A 16,508-nucleotide genomic window follows, 5' to 3' on the forward strand; every position below is an offset into this window, starting at 1 on the left:
CAGATGGACGGTATTATCGCAGTATGGAAGCCTGCCGGCTGGACCTCGCATGATGTCGTAGCCAAGGTGCGAAGACTGCTGAAGATGAAGCGTATCGGCCACACGGGAACGCTGGACCCGATGGTGACAGGTGTTCTGCCACTATGTCTCGGCCGGGCTACCCGTGTAGTCGAATATGTACAGGAGCGTCCCAAGGCTTATGAAGCTGTTATCCAGCTTGGCCTTGCAACGGATACAGAGGATTTGACAGGGTCGGTCACGCAGGAGCAAACAGGTGTGCAGGTAACACGTGAAGATATTATTCGCGTGCTGCGCGGCTTCGTTGGCGTTATCGAACAAGTTCCGCCGATGTTCTCTGCTGTAAAGGTAGATGGAAAACGTTTGTATGAACTCGCACGTGAAGGCAAGACGGTAGAGCGCAAAGCGCGGCAAGTAACGATTCATCAAATTGAGCTGCTCGATCTGGAGCTTGATTTGGAGTTTCCGCGTTTTTCATTTTCGGTTGTCTGTTCCAAAGGAACGTATATCCGCACATTATGTGTAGATATCGGCCGGGCGCTAGGCGTTCCAGCGGCGATGGCGGAGCTTACCCGGACGATGTCCGGAGGTTTTACGAAGGAGCAATGCGTAAGCCTAGAGCAGATTGAAGCTCTTGGCACGGAGGGGATCGGGCCGTTTATTTTGCCTGCTGAGCTGGGTATCCAGCATTTGCCTCGCGCTACGGTCGATGCTCATTCGGCCTCGCTTGCCCTGAAAGGACAGAAGCTCCCGCTTCGTTTGCTTGCTGAAGAGCTAGAAACGGACCAGCCGATACGTCTTTTTGATGAAAATGAATTGTTTATTGGTATTTTCGAGGCCGATTATGCTTTATCGGTGCTCACGCCTATCAAGGTGTTCTCGTAACTGGGCTTATACTTAGTTATCGGAAAGTCATATAGGAATTGCAGGTGCATCAGCGTTGGAAATGATTTCATTGGAATATCCGGCAATTGAGCTGCCGGAACAGCTGCGAAATAAATCGCTTTCTATTGCAATTGGACATTTTGACGGTGTACATCGCGGACACCGCAATGTCATTGAGCAAGTTGTTGCAGCAGCCAAGAGAACCGGGGGATTGTCGGCGGTTATGACGTTTAACCCGCATCCGAAGGAAGTGCTTGGCCGTGGCGATCAATATTACAACTGTTTGACGCCGCTTGCGGTCAAACAGTCGCTATTTGCTGATTTAGGTGTCGATTTGGTGCTAGTCGTCAAATTTGATCATGATTTTGCAGCGATTATGCCGGAGCAGTTTGTTGACGAAGTGCTTCGCCGTTTAGGAGCTGCACAAATTGTAGTTGGTTTTGACTTTAATTTTGGCTACAAGGGCCAAGGAAATGCTGCCGCAATGAAGGCGTTATGCGAGCCGGACATTCAGGTCGAAATTGTTGAGCCGCTGTACGATAATGGCTTGAAGGTGAGCAGCACTTATATTCGACAGGCGCTTAGCGACGGTGATATTGAGCTTGCGACAAAGCTGCTTGGGCGTCCCTTTGAGATAGCAGGAACGGTTGTGCACGGTGATGGCAGAGGCAGCAGCATTGGCTTCCCGACGGCTAATGTGGATGTTTCCTTGCCTTATGTCATGCCGCGCCTCGGCGTTTTTGGCATTTCAGCGGTCGTACTCGGCAAGTCGTATTATGGCGTATTAAATCATGGGATGAAACCGACCTTTAATAAAGAAGATATTCGTCCGGTGCTGGAAGCCCATTTATTCGACTTTCATCAAGCTATTTATGATGAGCCCATTAAACTGCAATTTCATTCTTTTATCCGTCCTGAGCAGCGTTTTAGCAGCGTAGATGAGCTTATTCGGCAAATCCATGCGGATGCTGAGCAGGCGAAGCGTCAGTTTGGCGTGGAATAACCGCCTATTGGCATTTACTTTTACTATAGGCTTGTGATATACTAAAACACGTTGCGATTCTACTTTTTGTCAGAATACGCAGCTGCAATTGGAACCTTAGCTTGGATGTCCGCTCTCACCGACGGCGCCTGGGCTAATGGCGATTATTGAATATAAGTTCAAGGAGGTGACTTTAGGATGGCAATTACACAAGAGCGTAAACAAGAATTGATTGATACGCACAAAACGCATGCGAGCGATACGGGTTCACCGGAGGTTCAAGTAGCTATCCTAACGGAAAACATCGTTAACTTGACGCAACATTTCCGGGAGCACAAGAAAGACCACCACTCCCGTCGTGGTTTGCTCAAGATGGTAGGTCAACGTCGTAAGCTGTTGAGATACCTTAAAAACAAAGATGTTAGCCGTTATAGCGCATTGATCGAAAAACTCGGCCTTCGCCGCTAAAACATGTTTCAAGAGAAGCAACCTGGTTGTTTTGCTGTCCGGCATTACGGACTTGGCAAAATCGGGTTGCTTTTTGTAATATGCGAGAGTTAAGCAGGAGATAGAGGTCTTGCTGGCGAATGTTATGTTTGTCAATTGTTAAAAATTATTTTTGGAACACAGGAGGGATACGTTTGCAACAGGTTGAAATGATTTTGGGTGGACGGAAGCTTGTTCTGGAAACAGGCAGACTTGCGAAGCAAGCGAATGCTGCTGTAACCGTACGTTATGGCGAAACCGTTGTACTCTGCACAGTGACCGCTTCCAAAGGTCCTAAGGATTTAGATTTTTTCCCACTTACCGTGAACTATGAAGAACGTATGTATGCCGTTGGTAAAATCCCTGGTGGTTTTATTAAACGTGAAGGACGTCCGAGTGAGAACGCGATTTTGTCAAGCCGTCTGACGGACCGTCCGATTCGTCCTTTGTTCCCTGAAGGCTTCCGTAATGATATTCAAATCGCGAATATCGTCATGAGCGTGGATCAGGATTGCTCGCCTGAAATGGCGGCAATGATTGGTACTTCCGCTGCGCTAGCAATTTCTGATGTTCCATTTAACGGACCAATCGGCGGCGTGAGCGTAGGTCGTGTTGACGGCGAATTCGTTATCATTCCAACCGTTGAGCAAGAGCAGAATAGCGATATTTTCGTTGTCGTTGCTGGTACGAAAGATGCCATTATGATGGTGGAAGCAGAAGCGAATGAAGTTCCTGAGGACGTTATGCTGGAAGCAATTATGTTCGGGCATGATGAAATCAAGAAAATCGTTGCTACAATCGAGCAATTGCAGGCAGTTGCCGGCAAAGAAAAAATGGAAGTTACGCTTCATGCAGTCAACGAAGAAGTAAATGCTGCTGTACGCGCATTTGCATCTGCTCGTTTGGTTGAAGCGATTCGCATTCCGGAGAAGCATGAGCGTCAAGATGCTATTGATGCTGTTAACGCGGACACGGTTGCACATTTCGACGAAGTATATGCAGAGACGCCTGAACTGCTTGGCGATGTTAAAGAAGTGCTTTACGATATCGTTAAAGAAGAAGTTCGCCGCCTAATTACACATGAGAAAATTCGCCCTGATGGCCGTGCGCCAGAAGAAATTCGTCCAATCGAATGTGATGTGGCGATATTGCCGCGTACACACGGATCGGGACTGTTCACACGTGGACAAACACAAGCACTCAGCATTTGTACGCTTGGACCGCTTGGCGATGTACAAATTCTTGACGGCGTTAGCCCGGAAGAAACGAAACGTTTTATGCATCACTATAATTTCCCGCCATTCAGCGTAGGTGAAGCAAGACCGCTTCGTCCTCCAGGCCGTCGTGAGATTGGACATGGTGCTCTCGGTGAGCGCGCGTTGTCGAAAGTTATTCCATCTGAGGCTGATTTCCCGTATGCTATTCGTCTTGTATCCGAGGTACTCGAATCGAATGGATCAACATCGCAGGCTAGTATTTGCGCAAGCACACTTGCTATGCTGGACGCAGGCGTTCCGATTAAAGCTCCGGTTGCAGGTATTGCGATGGGTTTGATTAAAGATGGCGAGCATTTCTCCATTTTGTCCGACATTCAAGGGATGGAAGATCATCTCGGCGATATGGACTTTAAAGTAGCAGGTACAGCAGAGGGTGTAACGGCCATTCAAATGGATATCAAAATTGACGGTATCGATCGTTCGATTTTGGAGCAGGCGCTTGAGCAAGCACGCGAAGGACGCATGCATATTCTAGGTAAAATGACGGAGATTATATCGGTTGCTCGTCCAAACCTTTCCAAGTACGCGCCTAAAATTCTCACGCTTCGCATTAATCCGGACAAAATCCGTGATGTTATCGGCTCCGGCGGTAAAATCATCAACAAGATTATTGAAGAAACCGGCGTGAAAATCGATATCGAGCAGGACGGCATGGTTTACATTGCTTCTTCTAATGAAGAGATGAACCAAAAAGCCAAAGCGATTATCGAAGGCATTGTGAAGGAAGTTGTAATTGGCGAAATTTATTTAGGTACGGTTAAGCGGATCGAGAAATTTGGCGCATTCGTTGAAATTTTACCGAACAAAGACGGTCTTGTGCATATTTCCCAGCTAGCGAACGAACGTGTCGCTAAAGTGGAAGATGTCATTGCGATCGGCGACCAAATTACAGTTAAAGTAACGGAAATTGATCAGCAGGGCCGTATTAACTTGTCCCGTAAAGCTGTATTGACGCCAACTGTACCAGCACAATAACGGCTGCAGCGTTACAAGGTAGGGGCACCGCAAGGTGCTTTCTCAAAATATAAGCGTGCAGAGGTTTTCTCTTATTTTTACGAGTCTATTTCTGCGCCAAACGGATTGTTGCCGCAAAAAAACGGCAACGCCGTTTATACTTGTTTTATAAACGAAGCAAAGAGCCAGATTCCATCTGTCTCTTTTTATTTTGCCGTCAAAAATTCCTCTCCTATAAAAGTCGGCAATTTCTCTCTAACATAATCTCGTCCTATTATTCATACATATGGAGCAATGAGGGACGAGGTGAATGAAGGTGCTGAGAAAAATAGGAGCAGCCATAGGCTGCATGCTGATTATGGTCGTGTTTATTCGCGTGAACGCGGGAGGGACTGCCGATTATATCAGCGCAATTAAACGGGAAAGCGGCATGATGACGCAGACGGATGAGTCGATTCTGGATGAAAATAAAGCGAAGCTGCGTGCTGCTGTCACAGCGGAAGCTGAGAGCCGCTCCATTAAGCCAGTCGATGCCCGTATTGACCGCGTATGGAAGGCGATTCCTGGTTATAATGGGCTGGAGGTAGACATCGAGAGCACGGTGGAGAAGACGATAGCGTCGGGTTCACTCTCGCCGATTTTATATGTGTACAAAGAGACGGCCCCGCGCATTAAGCTGACAGATTTAGGTCCGCTTCCGGTATACAAAGGCAATCCGAACAAAAAAATGGCTTCGCTAATGATCAATGTTGCGTGGGGTAATGAATACATAACGCCGATCCTTCAAACCTTGGACAAGGAAGAGGTAAAGGCAACTTTTTTTCTCGATGGCTCGTGGCTGAAGAAATATCCGGAAATTGCCAAACAGATTCAGGCGGAAGGGCATGAAATGTCCAATCATGCGTATACGCATCCGAAGATGAGCGAGCTCAGCCGCAATGCTGCCTATTTGCAAATTTCCCGCACGGAGGAACTGCTCAAATCGACGCTTGGCGTGACGAATAAGTGGTTTGCCCCGCCTTCGGGCGATTTTAACCAAATGACGGTGCAGGTGGCGGCGGAGCAGAGGCTTCGCACGGTGTTATGGACGATAGATACGGTCGATTGGACGAAGCCTAATGCGGACTGGATCCTTCGGCGCATTTCATCGCGGCTGGAGCCAGGCGCACTTATTCTGATGCATCCAACAGCGTCCTCGCGCGATGCTTTAACCGGAATGATTCGTGAAATCAAACGCCAGGGCTATGCGCTTGGCACCGTAAGCGAGACGCTGTCGGAGGCGCGGATTCCTGCTAATGTTGAGCCGCAACCATAATTTTGATATAGTGTTTACATTCATGCTTACAGGAGGACCCTTCGTGAAAAAATATACGCTTAGCAACGGTTTAAGAGTCGTAGTCGAATATATTCCCACCTTCCGCTCGGTTTCATTTGGCATTTGGGTAAAAACAGGCTCCCGCAATGAGACGCCGGAAAATAACGGGATCTCCCATTTTATCGAGCATATGCTTTTCAAGGGGACAGATCAGCGCAGTGCCAAAGACATTGCCGACCTGTTCGATGGTATCGGGGGCAATGTAAATGCGTTTACCTCGAAAGAGTATACCTGCTATTATGCCAAGGTGCTGGATGAGCATTTGCCGCTCGCTGTAGATGCGCTTTCGGACATGTTTTTCAATTCCAAGCTGGACGAGGCGGATTTGGCGAAAGAGCGTAATGTTATTTTAGAAGAAATTTCGATGTATGAGGACACGCCAGATGACAAGGTGCATGATGAAGCGTCGCGTGCGGCATATGGCGATCACCCCCTCGCTTATTCGATTCTGGGCCTAGAGGAGCGTCTTGCCGAAATGACGCCTGATACACTGCGTGCTTATATGAACGATTATTATACGATTGACAACACCGTTGTCAGTGTCGCAGGTAATGTGGAAGAGGGCAAGCTGCTGGAGCTGCTGGAGCAGTATTTTGGCAAGTTTGATCGCAAAGGTACGCCTCAGCTGGTGGAGGCGCCGGATTTCCGTGGAGATTATATTTTCTATAAGAAGAAAACCGAGCAAAACCATCTTTGCCTGTCCTTTCAAGGCTGTTCGATTTCTGATGAGAAGCTGTATGCGATGGTGCTGCTCAACAATGCGCTTGGCGGCGGCATGAGCTCGCGCCTGTTCCAAGAAATTCGTGAAAAGCGCGGCCTAGCCTATTCGGTTTATTCTTACCACTCCTCTTATGCGGATAGCGGCTTATTCACCCTATATGCGGGTACAGCGCCGAAGCAAACGAAGGAAGTGCTCGATTTGACGATGGAGCAGCTCGAGGAGCTTGCTTCCAAGGGACTTGAGGATGTTGAGCTTCATCGTGGCAAAGAGCAGCTTAAGGGCAGCCTGATTCTTAGTCTGGAGAGCACAAGCAGCCGAATGACCCGTCTTGGGAAAAATGAGCTAATGCTGGGCCGGCATTACACGCTCGATGAGCTGCTTCAGCGTATTGATTCCGTGACGATGGACGATGTGAGAAGCGTAACGGAGCGTTTGCTTGCGGCACCTTTTGCTGTGGCAATGGTAGGTTCAAGCGAAAAGGCTGCATCTAAACTTGGGAGGGATCGTTTTGTATCGCGTACTGTTTAAAAGAGTAGAGGGCAACGAAGACATCAAGCTTCCTTGCAAAATGTCCGAATGGGCTGCAGGCTTCGACCTGCAGGCCGCTGTATCAGAGCCTGTTGAGCTTGCACCAGGTGAGCGCAAGCTCATTCCAACAGGCTTTGCGATGGCAATGCCAGCTGAGCTGGAGGCGCAAATTCGTCCACGCAGCGGTCTGGCCTACAAGCATGGCATTACATGCTTGAACTCCCCAGGAACGATCGACGCCGATTACCGCGGAGAAGTTAAGGTGCTGCTCGTTAATTTGGGGCAGGAGCCGTTCACGATTGCACGTGGCGAGCGCATCGCCCAAATGGTGTTCCAGAAAGTGCCGGTTGTTACTATTGAAGAGGCAGCCGAATTGCCGGATACGGTGCGTGGCAGCGGCGGGTTCGGACATACTGGCGTTTAATGATTAAGACCGGAGCAACTGCTCCGGTCTTTTTTTTCACCCATTCTGGGCCCAGGCATAAGATAGTCTATATCTACATGCGCGAGAGAGGAGTGAAGCCGATGCTAACAGGCGTTCAGGTGCTGCTGATCGGCGGCGACGCCAGGCAGCTCGAGGTGATTCGCAAACTGACGGAGCTGGATGCGACCGTGGTCATATCGGGCTTTGACGGCCTGCAGTCAACGCCCGAGGGAGCCGTTCAAGCTGAATATGATGAACGGTTGTTTGATGGGGTAGACGCCTTAGTGCTGCCTGCTGTCGGTACCGATGACCAAGGCGTCATTAGCGCTGTATTCAGCGATAGCGAGATCAGGCTGGAAGAGCGCCATATGGCTCGCTTGCCTAAGCACTGCAAAGTGTACGCAGGTATGGCAAAACCATATTTGAGCGACCTCTGCAAGCAGCATCAGCTGGAATTGGTAGAGTTGTTTGAGCGCGACGATGTTGCGATTTATAACTCTATTCCGACAGCTGAAGGTGCGGTGATGATGGCGATTCAACATACCGATATTACGATTCATGGCTCCACCTGCATGGTGCTCGGATTCGGGAGAACGGGGTTTACATTGGCGCGGACGTTAAAGGGCTTAGGAGCGAATGTACTTGTCGGGGTACGCCGGGGTGAGCATTTTGCAAGAGCGCTCGAAATGGGCTTCGAGCCTTTCTACACCAGCAATTTGCGCCAATATACGGGCAATATTGACTTGCTTTTTAACACAATTCCGACTATGATAGTCACAGCGCAAATTATAGCAAATCTTCCTTCGCGAAGCGTCATTATTGATCTGGCTTCGAGGCCTGGCGGAACTGATTTCCGCTTTGCTGAGAAACGGGCCATTAAGGCGATGCTCGCGCCCGGACTCCCCGGTATCGTCGCACCCAGAACTGCTGGACGAATCATAGCCGATTGTTTAACACAATTGATTATGGACGACTTGATAAATCGGGGGAATGGGGAATGAATTGGTCCGGGCTTACAGTAGGGTATGCATTGTCAGGGTCACACTGCACGTTTGCCGAGGTTATGCCGCAAATCCAGCGGTTTGTAGACGCAGGCGCGAACGTTGTACCTATAGTATCGCAGACTATAATGACGACGGACACGAGATTTGGAACGTCGGAGCAGTGGCAGACACAGCTCAAAGCGATTACTGGCAATGAAATTATTTCGACGATCGTGCAAGCCGAGCCGCTTGGTCCATCGAAGCTTATTGATGTGCTGCTTATTGCTCCATGCACAGGCAACACAACAAGCAGGCTGGCTAATGCGCAGACTGACAGTGCGGTGCTTATGGCATCTAAATCACAGATGCGCAATGGAAGGCCAATCGTCATTGCAATTTCTACGAATGATGGCCTTGGCCTTAATTTGGCGAATATTGCGAAGCTGATCGTAACGAAAAATATTTATTTTGTACCGTTTGGCCAAGATAATCCGGTTCAGAAGCCTAATTCGCTAGTAGCGAGAATGGATTTGGCACTGGAAACATGCGAGGCGGCGCTGCAAGGCAAACAGTTACAACCGCTCATTATTGAGCGTTTTAATTATTAAGCTTTTTATTCTGAGTTTTTATAAGACCGAGGGGAGCATTACGGCAAATGTCAAATCAAAAATTGTTTAACGTTGCAGTAGTTGGCGCAACAGGCGCAGTAGGGGAACAAATACTAAACTTGCTCGATAAGAGAAACTTCCCTATTAAGGAACTGAAGCTTCTGTCTTCAGCGAGGTCTGCTGGTACGAAAATCACATTCAAGGGCCAGGAAGTGACGGTGGAGGAAGCGAAGCCGGAGAGCTTTAAGGGCATTGATATAGCATTATTCAGCGCTGGTGGAGACGTTACGAAGGCGCTCGCGCCGCATGCTGTTGAATATGGAACGGTATGTATTGACAATACGAATGCGTACCGTATGGATCCAAATACGCCGCTTGTTGTGCCTGAAGTGAATATTGACAAGGTTAGCGAGCATAAAGGTATTATTGCCAATCCGAACTGCTCGACGATTCAGATGGTAGCTGCGCTTAAGCCTCTTCAAGATAAATACGGCATTAACCGCATTATCGTATCGACTTATCAGGCGGTATCTGGAGCGGGTGCAAAGGCGATTGAGGAAATGCTGCGTCAGACGCGCGCATCCCTGGACGGCGAAGCGGTTAATCCGGCTATTTTGCCTGTAGGCTCGCTGCCTGTGAAGCATCAAATCGCCTTTAATGCGATTCCGCAAATCGACAAGTTCCAAGAAAATGGTTATACGCTTGAAGAGATGAAGATGGTCAATGAAACGAAGAAAATTTTGGATGACCAATCGATTGAGGTTACTGCTACCTGCGTACGTATTCCAGTCGTTTACGGGCATTCGGAATCGGTTTTTGTTGAGCTGAAAAATAACTACGATCTGGAAGATGTCAAGCAGCTGTTGTCTGACGCCCCGGGTGTCGTGCTGGTTGATGATCCGGCGAATCAGCTTTACCCGCTCGCAACGGAAGCAGCCGGCAAACCGGAAGTATTTGTCGGACGTTTGAGACGCGATCTTGGTCATGAAAATGGGCTTAACCTATGGATCGTATCGGATAACCTGCTTAAAGGGGCCGCATGGAATGCGGTTCAAATCGCCGAGCACATCGCACAGGCTTAACGAATAAACGGTGCAAGGACATGATAGCTGGCGGCATCTTGCCATTCGGTGATGGGGGAAGAGGCTTATGCGCACTCTCGTTCAGAAGTTTGGAGGAACCTCAGTATCATCTGATTTTGCCAGAAATCATTGTTTGGAGCATATTAAGCGTGAACGCGAAAATGGTTTTGGGCTCGTCGTTGTCGTTTCGGCTATGGGTCGCTTAGGCGACCCATATGCTACGGATACGCTGCTTGATTTAGTACGAAGCAATGGAGATTCGCTTCCGCTGCGTGAGCGGGATATGCTGCTGGGCTGTGGTGAGATGATTTCTGCCGCGGTCTTATGCAGCTTGCTTTGTTCCAAGGGGATTCCGGCTACCATTTTAAGCGGCTATCAGGCAGGCATTATAACGGACGGGCATTTCGGCCAAGCGAGAATTAACGATTTGCGTCCGGAGCAGCTTCTAAAGAATCTTGGTGAAAATAAGGTCGTTATTGTTACCGGTTTTCAAGGCGGCACCGAAGGTGGAGAACTGACTACGCTCGGCCGCGGCGGGAGCGATACGTCGGCGACTGCACTTGGCGCTTCACTGCGTGCAGAACGGGTAGATATTTATACCGATGTCAATGGTATTCTGACAGCTGATCCGCGAATTGTGAATGATGCAAAACCGCTTCTTGTCGTCAGCTATGCAGAAATTTGCAATATGGCTCGTCAAGGGGCTAAGGTCATTCATCCCCGTGCTGTTGAAATTGCCCAGCAAGCGAGAATACCGATTCGTGTACGCTCAACTTTTTCGCTCGATGAAGGAACGTTAGTAACGGACAGTCCGCTCCATGCTACTGGAATGGTAAGTGACCGTCATGTGACAGGCATTGCGCATGTAGCGGGCATTACTCAAATTTCAGTGCAGACGGTGGAAGGCAAGGCGGACGTCCAGTTGCAAGTTTTTCAAACGATGGCCCGTCATCACATTAGCGTAGATTTTATAAATGTAACGCCGAGCGGAGTCGTTTACACGGTATTTGACTACGATGCAGCGAAGGCTGTAGCTGTGCTGGCGGACTGTGGCTATGCACCGACAGCGATTAGCTGTTGTGCAAAGGTGTCAGTCATTGGCGGCGGGATGAACGGTGTTCCGGGCATTATGGCCCGTATTGTAGAGGCGCTTACGCTGCAAGGAATTTCCATTATGCAAGCCGCGGACTCCAATACGACCATTTGGGTACTGGTCAAGGATGTGGACATGGCATCTGCGCTGCGCGCGCTTCATGCCAAGTTCGAGCTTCATTTGTAGCAGGAAGCAACCACAATAGACCCGTTTTGCGAAGCAACGCTCTGGGCCAGGGCTTTCGAAGAAGCTTTTGCTTCGCAAAACTTAGATTTAGATGCTTACGAAGTGAGTTTTGATCCGCAAAACTTCAAGGAGGAGTCAGAATGGAATATGGAAGGTTAGTTACAGCGATGGTCACCCCATTCGATGCTGCTGGCGAAATTGATTGGGATGCGACTGGACTATTAATCGATTACTTAATTGAAGAACAGCTTAGTGATAGTCTTGTTGTATCAGGAACAACGGGCGAGTCTCCTACACTTACGGATGAGGAGAAAGAAGCGCTATTCCGTTTTTCCGTAGAGCGTGCTGCTGGACGGGCTAAAATTATTGCAGGCACAGGAAGCAATAATACGGCACATTCCATCCATTTGACGAAAGTGGCTGAGGCGAGTGGAGTTGACGGTGTACTGCTAGTAGCTCCTTATTACAATAAGCCGAGCCAAGAAGGCCTTTATCAGCATTTTAAAGCGATTGCAGAGTCGACGAAGCTTCCGGTTGTATTGTACAATGTTCCAGGCCGGACAGTCGTGAATATATCGGTTGAAACGACGCTGCGTCTAGCGGCGATTAGCAACATCGTAGCTACCAAAGATTGTGCGTCATCCGAGCAGATCATTCAGCTTGTAGCAGGCGCGCCAGAGGGCTTTAAAGTATACAGCGGCGATGATGCGGCGACGCTCCCGACATTAGCAGTGGGCGGCTATGGCATTATCAGTGTAGCTAGTCATGTTATCGGCAAAAAAATGAAGCAGCTTATCGAAGCTTATGTGAGTGGAGATGTTGTTTTGGCTGCCAAGCTAAACGGCGAATGCTTCCCGGTATTTAAAGGCTTGTTCGATTGTCCGAATCCGGTACCGAACCCTGTTGCTCTGAAGCATGTACTGGGACTGCGCGGCTTCCCGGTTGGCGGGGTTAGACTTCCTTTGGTAGGCGTTAGCGAATCGGAAGCTGAATTTTTGCAAAACCTCGTTGATTCTTCAACTGCATTTTAATTAAGCTCTTAATTAATGATGAAGCTGTTGCCTTGGCAACAGCTTTTTTTCATTCCACTAAATGCTTTACCTCACCAAGTACTTCATTCTATGCCTCGTGGGCTTTTCATTTAGAGGGAGATAAGCGGAGTGAAAGGTTTGGGAGTGAGAAGCGCAAGCGTTCGCTTTTGCTCTGTGATTTCTACCGCTAAAGTTTTTACAATTCGGAGAAATCACAGGGGAATGGCGATCGACCCCCAAACCTTTCACGCAGCGCTCCAACCTCACACCATTCTTTTAGTACGGCCGAAGCCCTCAGCCTTGTATTCGATCTTTTTCATCATGTATAATGAGTTCAAGTGATCGGGTGCGGAAATGATTTGCAAATTAAGCGAAGAATGGAGCAGCTTCCTTCTTGTTTAACAGGAAAAAAACATGACCTCATCAGGTTGGAAAAAGGAGGGATATTCATTGTCCAAAAAAAATGTGCAGGATAAACTGTTGATTTTTGCATTAGGCGGCATTGGAGAAATTGGAAAAAATATGTATGTCATTCAATATGACAATGATATTGTGATTGTAGATGCGGGGCTTAAATTTCCGGAGGAGGATATGCTAGGCATAGATATTGTTATTCCGGACATTTCGTATTTGAAGGAAAATCGCGAGAAGGTACGCGGCATTGTCATTACGCATGGACATGAGGATCATATCGGCGGGCTTTCCTACATGCTGCGCAGTCTTAACGTTCCGGTATATGCCACGAAGCTGACGCTGGGACTCATTGAAGGCAAGCTGAAGGAAGCAGGACTACTGGGCGAAACCAAGCGAATACTCATTAATGCGGACTCGGAGATAGAGCTGGGCAGTATCAATGTGTCCTTTTTCAAGACGAACCACAGCATTCCTGATTCCGTAGGCGTATGCTTGGAGACGCCGGAAGGTGTCGTCGTACACACGGGTGACTTCAAGTTTGACCATACGCCAGTCAATGGGCAATATGCTGACATTAAGCGCATGGCGGAAATTGGGCAGAAGGGCGTGCTTGCGCTGCTGTCCGACAGTACTAATGCGGAACGTCCAGGCTATACGCCTTCGGAGCAAAATGTAGGAGAAGAGCTCAAAGATATATTCCGCAAATCGCCGCAGCGGGTCGTAGTTGCAACGTTTGCCTCCAACGTTCACCGCATTCAGCAGGTGATAAACGCCGCTATTGCTACGGATCGCTATATTGCTGTCGTTGGACGCAGTATGGTCAATGTGGTGGGCATCGCTGGAGATTTAGGCTATTTGAACATTCCAGACGGCATGATTGTAGAACCGGAAGCTGTAAATAAGCTGGCCGCTGATCGCGTCGTTATTTTATGTACGGGCAGCCAAGGCGAGCCCATGTCAGCTTTGACACGTATGGCGCGTTCAACGCATCGTAAAGTCGATATTTTGCCGGGAGATACGGTCATTATTGCAGCGACGCCAATTCCGGGCAACGAGCGGTATGTAGGGCGGACAGTGGACGAGTTGTTCCGTCTAGGAGCAAACGTCATTTATGGACCGGGCTCGGTATCCGGTGTCCACGTTTCTGGTCATGGCAGCCAGGAAGAGCTGAAGCTGATGCTTAATCTGATTAAGCCCAAATATTTTATCCCCATACATGGTGAATACCGGATGCTGCGGCAGCATGCTTTGCTGGCCGAGGCAGTTGGCATTGAAAAATCGAATATTTTCGTTATGGAAAATGGCGATACGGTAGAGGTGCAGGGCGGCAAGGCACGCAGAGGCTCAAAGGTTCCGGCAGGCAATGTGCTGATTGATGGCCTTGGCGTTGGCGACGTCGGCAATATTGTGCTTAGAGATCGCAAGCTGCTGTCGCAGGATGGCATTCTCGTCGTCGTGGTGACGCTGCGGAAGCAGGAGGGCACCATTGTGTCTGGACCTGATATTATTTCGCGCGGCTTCGTTTATGTACGTGAATCGGAAGGTCTGCTCGACGAAGCGAACAAAATTGTATCGGCGACGCTGCTGAAGCTGATGAACGATAAAGTGAACGAGTGGGCTTCGCTGAAGACGAATGTGAAGGACGCGCTCGGTCGTTTCCTCTATGAGAAGACGCGCCGCCGGCCGATGATTTTGCCAATCATTATGGAAGTGTAATTGAACAAAAATAAAAAAGAGTGATGAACGCCCGGATAACCGGACCGTTCGTCGCTCTTTTTTTCGTGCAGTTTTTCCAACGCTGTGAAATTTAGCTGCCGACTGCCTGGCCGCCTTCTATTTTGGCTTTGCCGCCGCTGCCAATCCAAGTGCGCTTCCATTCCCTTTGAATGAACGCCAGCATGAGCATGCTGAGCAGGGCAATGCTGCTTAGAATGAGGAAGCCCGGTGTATAGGAGCCTGTCGATTGATAAAGGCTGCCGAGAATAAGCGGCAGGAAGTATCCGCCAACACCGCCCGCTGCGCCGACAATCCCGGTCATGATGCCGATCTCCTTGCCGAAACGCTGTGGCACGAGCTGGAATACAGCGCCATTGCCCGCGCCGAGACACATCATGCCAAGGAACAGCAAGGTGCAGACCACGTAGAGTGAAGGCAGTAGGGAGACGGAAGCTAACATAACACCAGCTCCGACATACAGCGTCATCAGGACACGAATACCCCCAAGCTTATCGGAGAGCCAGCCGCCTACAGGACGGAAAAAGCTTCCGGCAATCACGCAAATGGTCGTAAAATCTGCCGCCTGAATCGCGGAAAGCCCATATTGCGTGTTAAAGAAAATCGTCAAATAGTTGGACATGCCGACGAAGCCGCCGAATGTAACACCGTATAAAAGACAGAACAGCCATGCATCCTTTTGCTTCAGCACTTGTCCATATTCGGACAGCTTTTTCGGAGCGGGCTGATTGGGGCTTTCCTTGGCAAAGATCGTAAAGATGACAAATACGATTGCAATGGGAATAAGCGCAAGTCCGAAAACCGCTTCCCAGCCACCAAAATGCTGTGCCAGCCGATTAGCAAAAAGCGTCGTCAGTACGGTACCGCTATTGCCTGCTCCAGCGATCCCCATGGCAAGCCCTTGATATTGCGGGGGATACCATCTGCTTGCAAGCGGCAGTGCTGCTGCGAAGGAAGCTCCAGCCACGCCGAGCAATAGAGCAACGAAATGCAGCTCTGTTAAGGAATCAACAAATTTCCAACCCCAAATGAGCGGAATCATTGTAACGAGCATGCCGATTTGGCCGGTTTTCTTAGGTCCAATATGGTCTGTCATAAAACCTAGCACAAGCCGCAATATCGAGCCTCCCAAAATAGGTAAAGCGACGAGTTTAGCCTTCTGAGCGGCATCCATCGGGAAATCGCTGGCGATAACAACAATGAGCGGTCCCATCAAAATCCAAATCATAAAGCTGATATCGAAATACAAGAAAGAACTGAACAAGGATGGTTTATGTCCACTTTTCCAAAACGCTTTTTTATCTACCATGTCTCTATCTCCTCTATGATTGGTTTTCTCGTGCTCAGTCAGCGTGGGTGATGGCGGTTTTCGCATTCCCGGGGTGCATGGCGCACCGCAATTCCAGCTGTACATATGAAGAAAAGGCCGCAGTCTGCCCCAAGCTAAAGCTCGGACGGATTGCGGCCTCATTGCCGAACGCCAGCACGACTCTGTGCGGACGATAGTTGCTCACCTCATTGTGAACTCAAGCTGAATTATAGAATAACCTCCACTACATGTCAACAAATATTACACAAAACAATTATGCGATTTAAATGCCTAAATCACGTCATATATATTGACACATGTGTCGAATTCTTTTATGCTCATAATAATCCATATAAAGGCCGCACAATGGTGTGCCGCCGCCCACCGGCAATGAAGCCCGCTCCCTGCTGACAGGGAA

At 49.0% G+C, this 16,508-nt stretch carries 14 protein-coding genes; 13 read left to right on the top strand and 1 reads right to left on the bottom strand.

What is annotated here, in order from left to right; genetic code table 11:
* The first annotated feature begins 3 nt into the window (after window positions 1-3).
* The 13 genes from truB (at window position 4) to AC50YG_RS12500 (ending at window position 14,763) form a co-directional block, all read left to right on the top strand.
* Complete coding sequence (gene truB / locus AC50YG_RS12440) at window positions 4-903, top strand: tRNA pseudouridine(55) synthase TruB (protein WP_494827104.1); 900 nt, start codon at window positions 4-6, stop codon at window positions 901-903.
* A 61-nt stretch (window positions 904-964) separates the two neighbouring features.
* A complete protein-coding gene (locus AC50YG_RS12445) occupies window positions 965-1,906 on the top strand; it encodes a bifunctional riboflavin kinase/FAD synthetase (RefSeq protein ID WP_494827180.1) in 942 nt (313 codons plus the stop codon).
* 177 nt (window positions 1,907-2,083) lie between these two features.
* Window positions 2,084-2,353, top strand: coding sequence for a 30S ribosomal protein S15 (gene rpsO / locus AC50YG_RS12450; RefSeq protein WP_046230760.1), 270 nt, complete (start codon window positions 2,084-2,086; stop codon window positions 2,351-2,353).
* Between the two features lie 188 nt (window positions 2,354-2,541).
* Window positions 2,542-4,623, top strand: a complete 2,082-nt coding sequence (gene pnp, locus AC50YG_RS12455; RefSeq protein WP_494827182.1) for a polyribonucleotide nucleotidyltransferase — start codon at window positions 2,542-2,544, stop codon at window positions 4,621-4,623.
* Window positions 4,624-4,912: 289 nt separating this feature from the next.
* Window positions 4,913-5,917 (top strand): polysaccharide deacetylase family protein, encoded by a 1,005-nt coding sequence (locus tag AC50YG_RS12460; protein ID WP_494827106.1) that lies wholly within the window; start codon window positions 4,913-4,915, stop codon window positions 5,915-5,917.
* A 43-nt stretch (window positions 5,918-5,960) separates the two neighbouring features.
* Window positions 5,961-7,226: a M16 family metallopeptidase gene (locus AC50YG_RS12465; RefSeq protein ID WP_473759308.1), complete on the top strand. Its 1,266-nt coding sequence runs from the start codon at window positions 5,961-5,963 to the stop codon at window positions 7,224-7,226.
* A complete protein-coding gene (dut, locus tag AC50YG_RS12470) occupies window positions 7,207-7,650 on the top strand; it encodes a dUTP diphosphatase (RefSeq protein WP_341282517.1) in 444 nt (147 codons plus the stop codon). The genes AC50YG_RS12465 and dut overlap by 20 nt, the downstream gene beginning before the upstream one ends.
* Window positions 7,651-7,751: 101 nt before the next feature.
* Window positions 7,752-8,651: a dipicolinate synthase subunit DpsA gene (gene dpsA / locus AC50YG_RS12475; protein ID WP_473759307.1), complete on the top strand. Its 900-nt coding sequence runs from the start codon at window positions 7,752-7,754 to the stop codon at window positions 8,649-8,651.
* Entirely contained in the window at window positions 8,648-9,241 is a 594-nt protein-coding gene (locus tag AC50YG_RS12480) for a dipicolinate synthase subunit B (RefSeq protein ID WP_046230765.1), read from the top strand. Before dpsA ends, AC50YG_RS12480 begins: the two co-directional genes overlap by 4 nt.
* Window positions 9,242-9,288: 47 nt before the next feature.
* Window positions 9,289-10,323: an aspartate-semialdehyde dehydrogenase gene (locus AC50YG_RS12485; RefSeq protein ID WP_341282519.1), complete on the top strand. Its 1,035-nt coding sequence runs from the start codon at window positions 9,289-9,291 to the stop codon at window positions 10,321-10,323.
* 67 nt (window positions 10,324-10,390) lie between these two features.
* On the top strand, window positions 10,391-11,602 hold the full coding sequence (dapG, locus tag AC50YG_RS12490) for an aspartate kinase (protein ID WP_494827108.1): 1,212 nt from the start codon (window positions 10,391-10,393) through the stop codon (window positions 11,600-11,602).
* Window positions 11,603-11,742: 140 nt separating this feature from the next.
* Complete coding sequence (gene dapA, locus AC50YG_RS12495; protein WP_494827109.1) at window positions 11,743-12,633, top strand: 4-hydroxy-tetrahydrodipicolinate synthase; 891 nt, start codon at window positions 11,743-11,745, stop codon at window positions 12,631-12,633.
* 450 nt (window positions 12,634-13,083) lie between these two features.
* Complete coding sequence (locus AC50YG_RS12500; protein WP_494827110.1) at window positions 13,084-14,763, top strand: ribonuclease J; 1,680 nt, start codon at window positions 13,084-13,086, stop codon at window positions 14,761-14,763.
* 91 nt (window positions 14,764-14,854) lie between these two features.
* Here AC50YG_RS12500 and AC50YG_RS12505 read toward each other — a convergent pair whose 3' ends face one another.
* The gene (locus AC50YG_RS12505; RefSeq protein WP_341282523.1) at window positions 14,855-16,090 is read right to left on the bottom strand and encodes a nitrate/nitrite transporter; all 1,236 of its coding nucleotides are present in this window, start codon (window positions 16,088-16,090) and stop codon (window positions 14,855-14,857) included.
* Window positions 16,091-16,508: the final 418 nt, after the last annotated feature.

The sequence above is a fragment of the Paenibacillus sp. J31R34 genome (genome assembly GCF_059383715.1).

What these genes read in the sequence shown, in the direction of transcription:
- truB (WP_494827104.1), top strand. Translation starts at nt 4, where the DNA reads ATGGACGGTATTATCGCAGTATGGAAGCCTGCCGGCTGGACCTCGCAT.
- AC50YG_RS12445 (WP_494827180.1), top strand. Translation starts at nt 965, where the DNA reads ATGATTTCATTGGAATATCCGGCAATTGAGCTGCCGGAACAGCTGCGA.
- rpsO (WP_046230760.1), top strand. Translation starts at nt 2,084, where the DNA reads ATGGCAATTACACAAGAGCGTAAACAAGAATTGATTGATACGCACAAA.
- pnp (WP_494827182.1), top strand. Translation starts at nt 2,542, where the DNA reads ATGATTTTGGGTGGACGGAAGCTTGTTCTGGAAACAGGCAGACTTGCG.
- AC50YG_RS12460 (WP_494827106.1), top strand. Translation starts at nt 4,913, where the DNA reads ATGAAGGTGCTGAGAAAAATAGGAGCAGCCATAGGCTGCATGCTGATT.
- dpsA (WP_473759307.1), top strand. Translation starts at nt 7,752, where the DNA reads ATGCTAACAGGCGTTCAGGTGCTGCTGATCGGCGGCGACGCCAGGCAG.
- AC50YG_RS12480 (WP_046230765.1), top strand. Translation starts at nt 8,648, where the DNA reads ATGAATTGGTCCGGGCTTACAGTAGGGTATGCATTGTCAGGGTCACAC.
- AC50YG_RS12485 (WP_341282519.1), top strand. Translation starts at nt 9,289, where the DNA reads ATGTCAAATCAAAAATTGTTTAACGTTGCAGTAGTTGGCGCAACAGGC.
- dapG (WP_494827108.1), top strand. Translation starts at nt 10,391, where the DNA reads ATGCGCACTCTCGTTCAGAAGTTTGGAGGAACCTCAGTATCATCTGAT.
- dapA (WP_494827109.1), top strand. Translation starts at nt 11,743, where the DNA reads ATGGAATATGGAAGGTTAGTTACAGCGATGGTCACCCCATTCGATGCT.
- AC50YG_RS12505 (WP_341282523.1), bottom strand. Translation starts at nt 16,090, where the DNA reads ATGGTAGATAAAAAAGCGTTTTGGAAAAGTGGACATAAACCATCCTTG.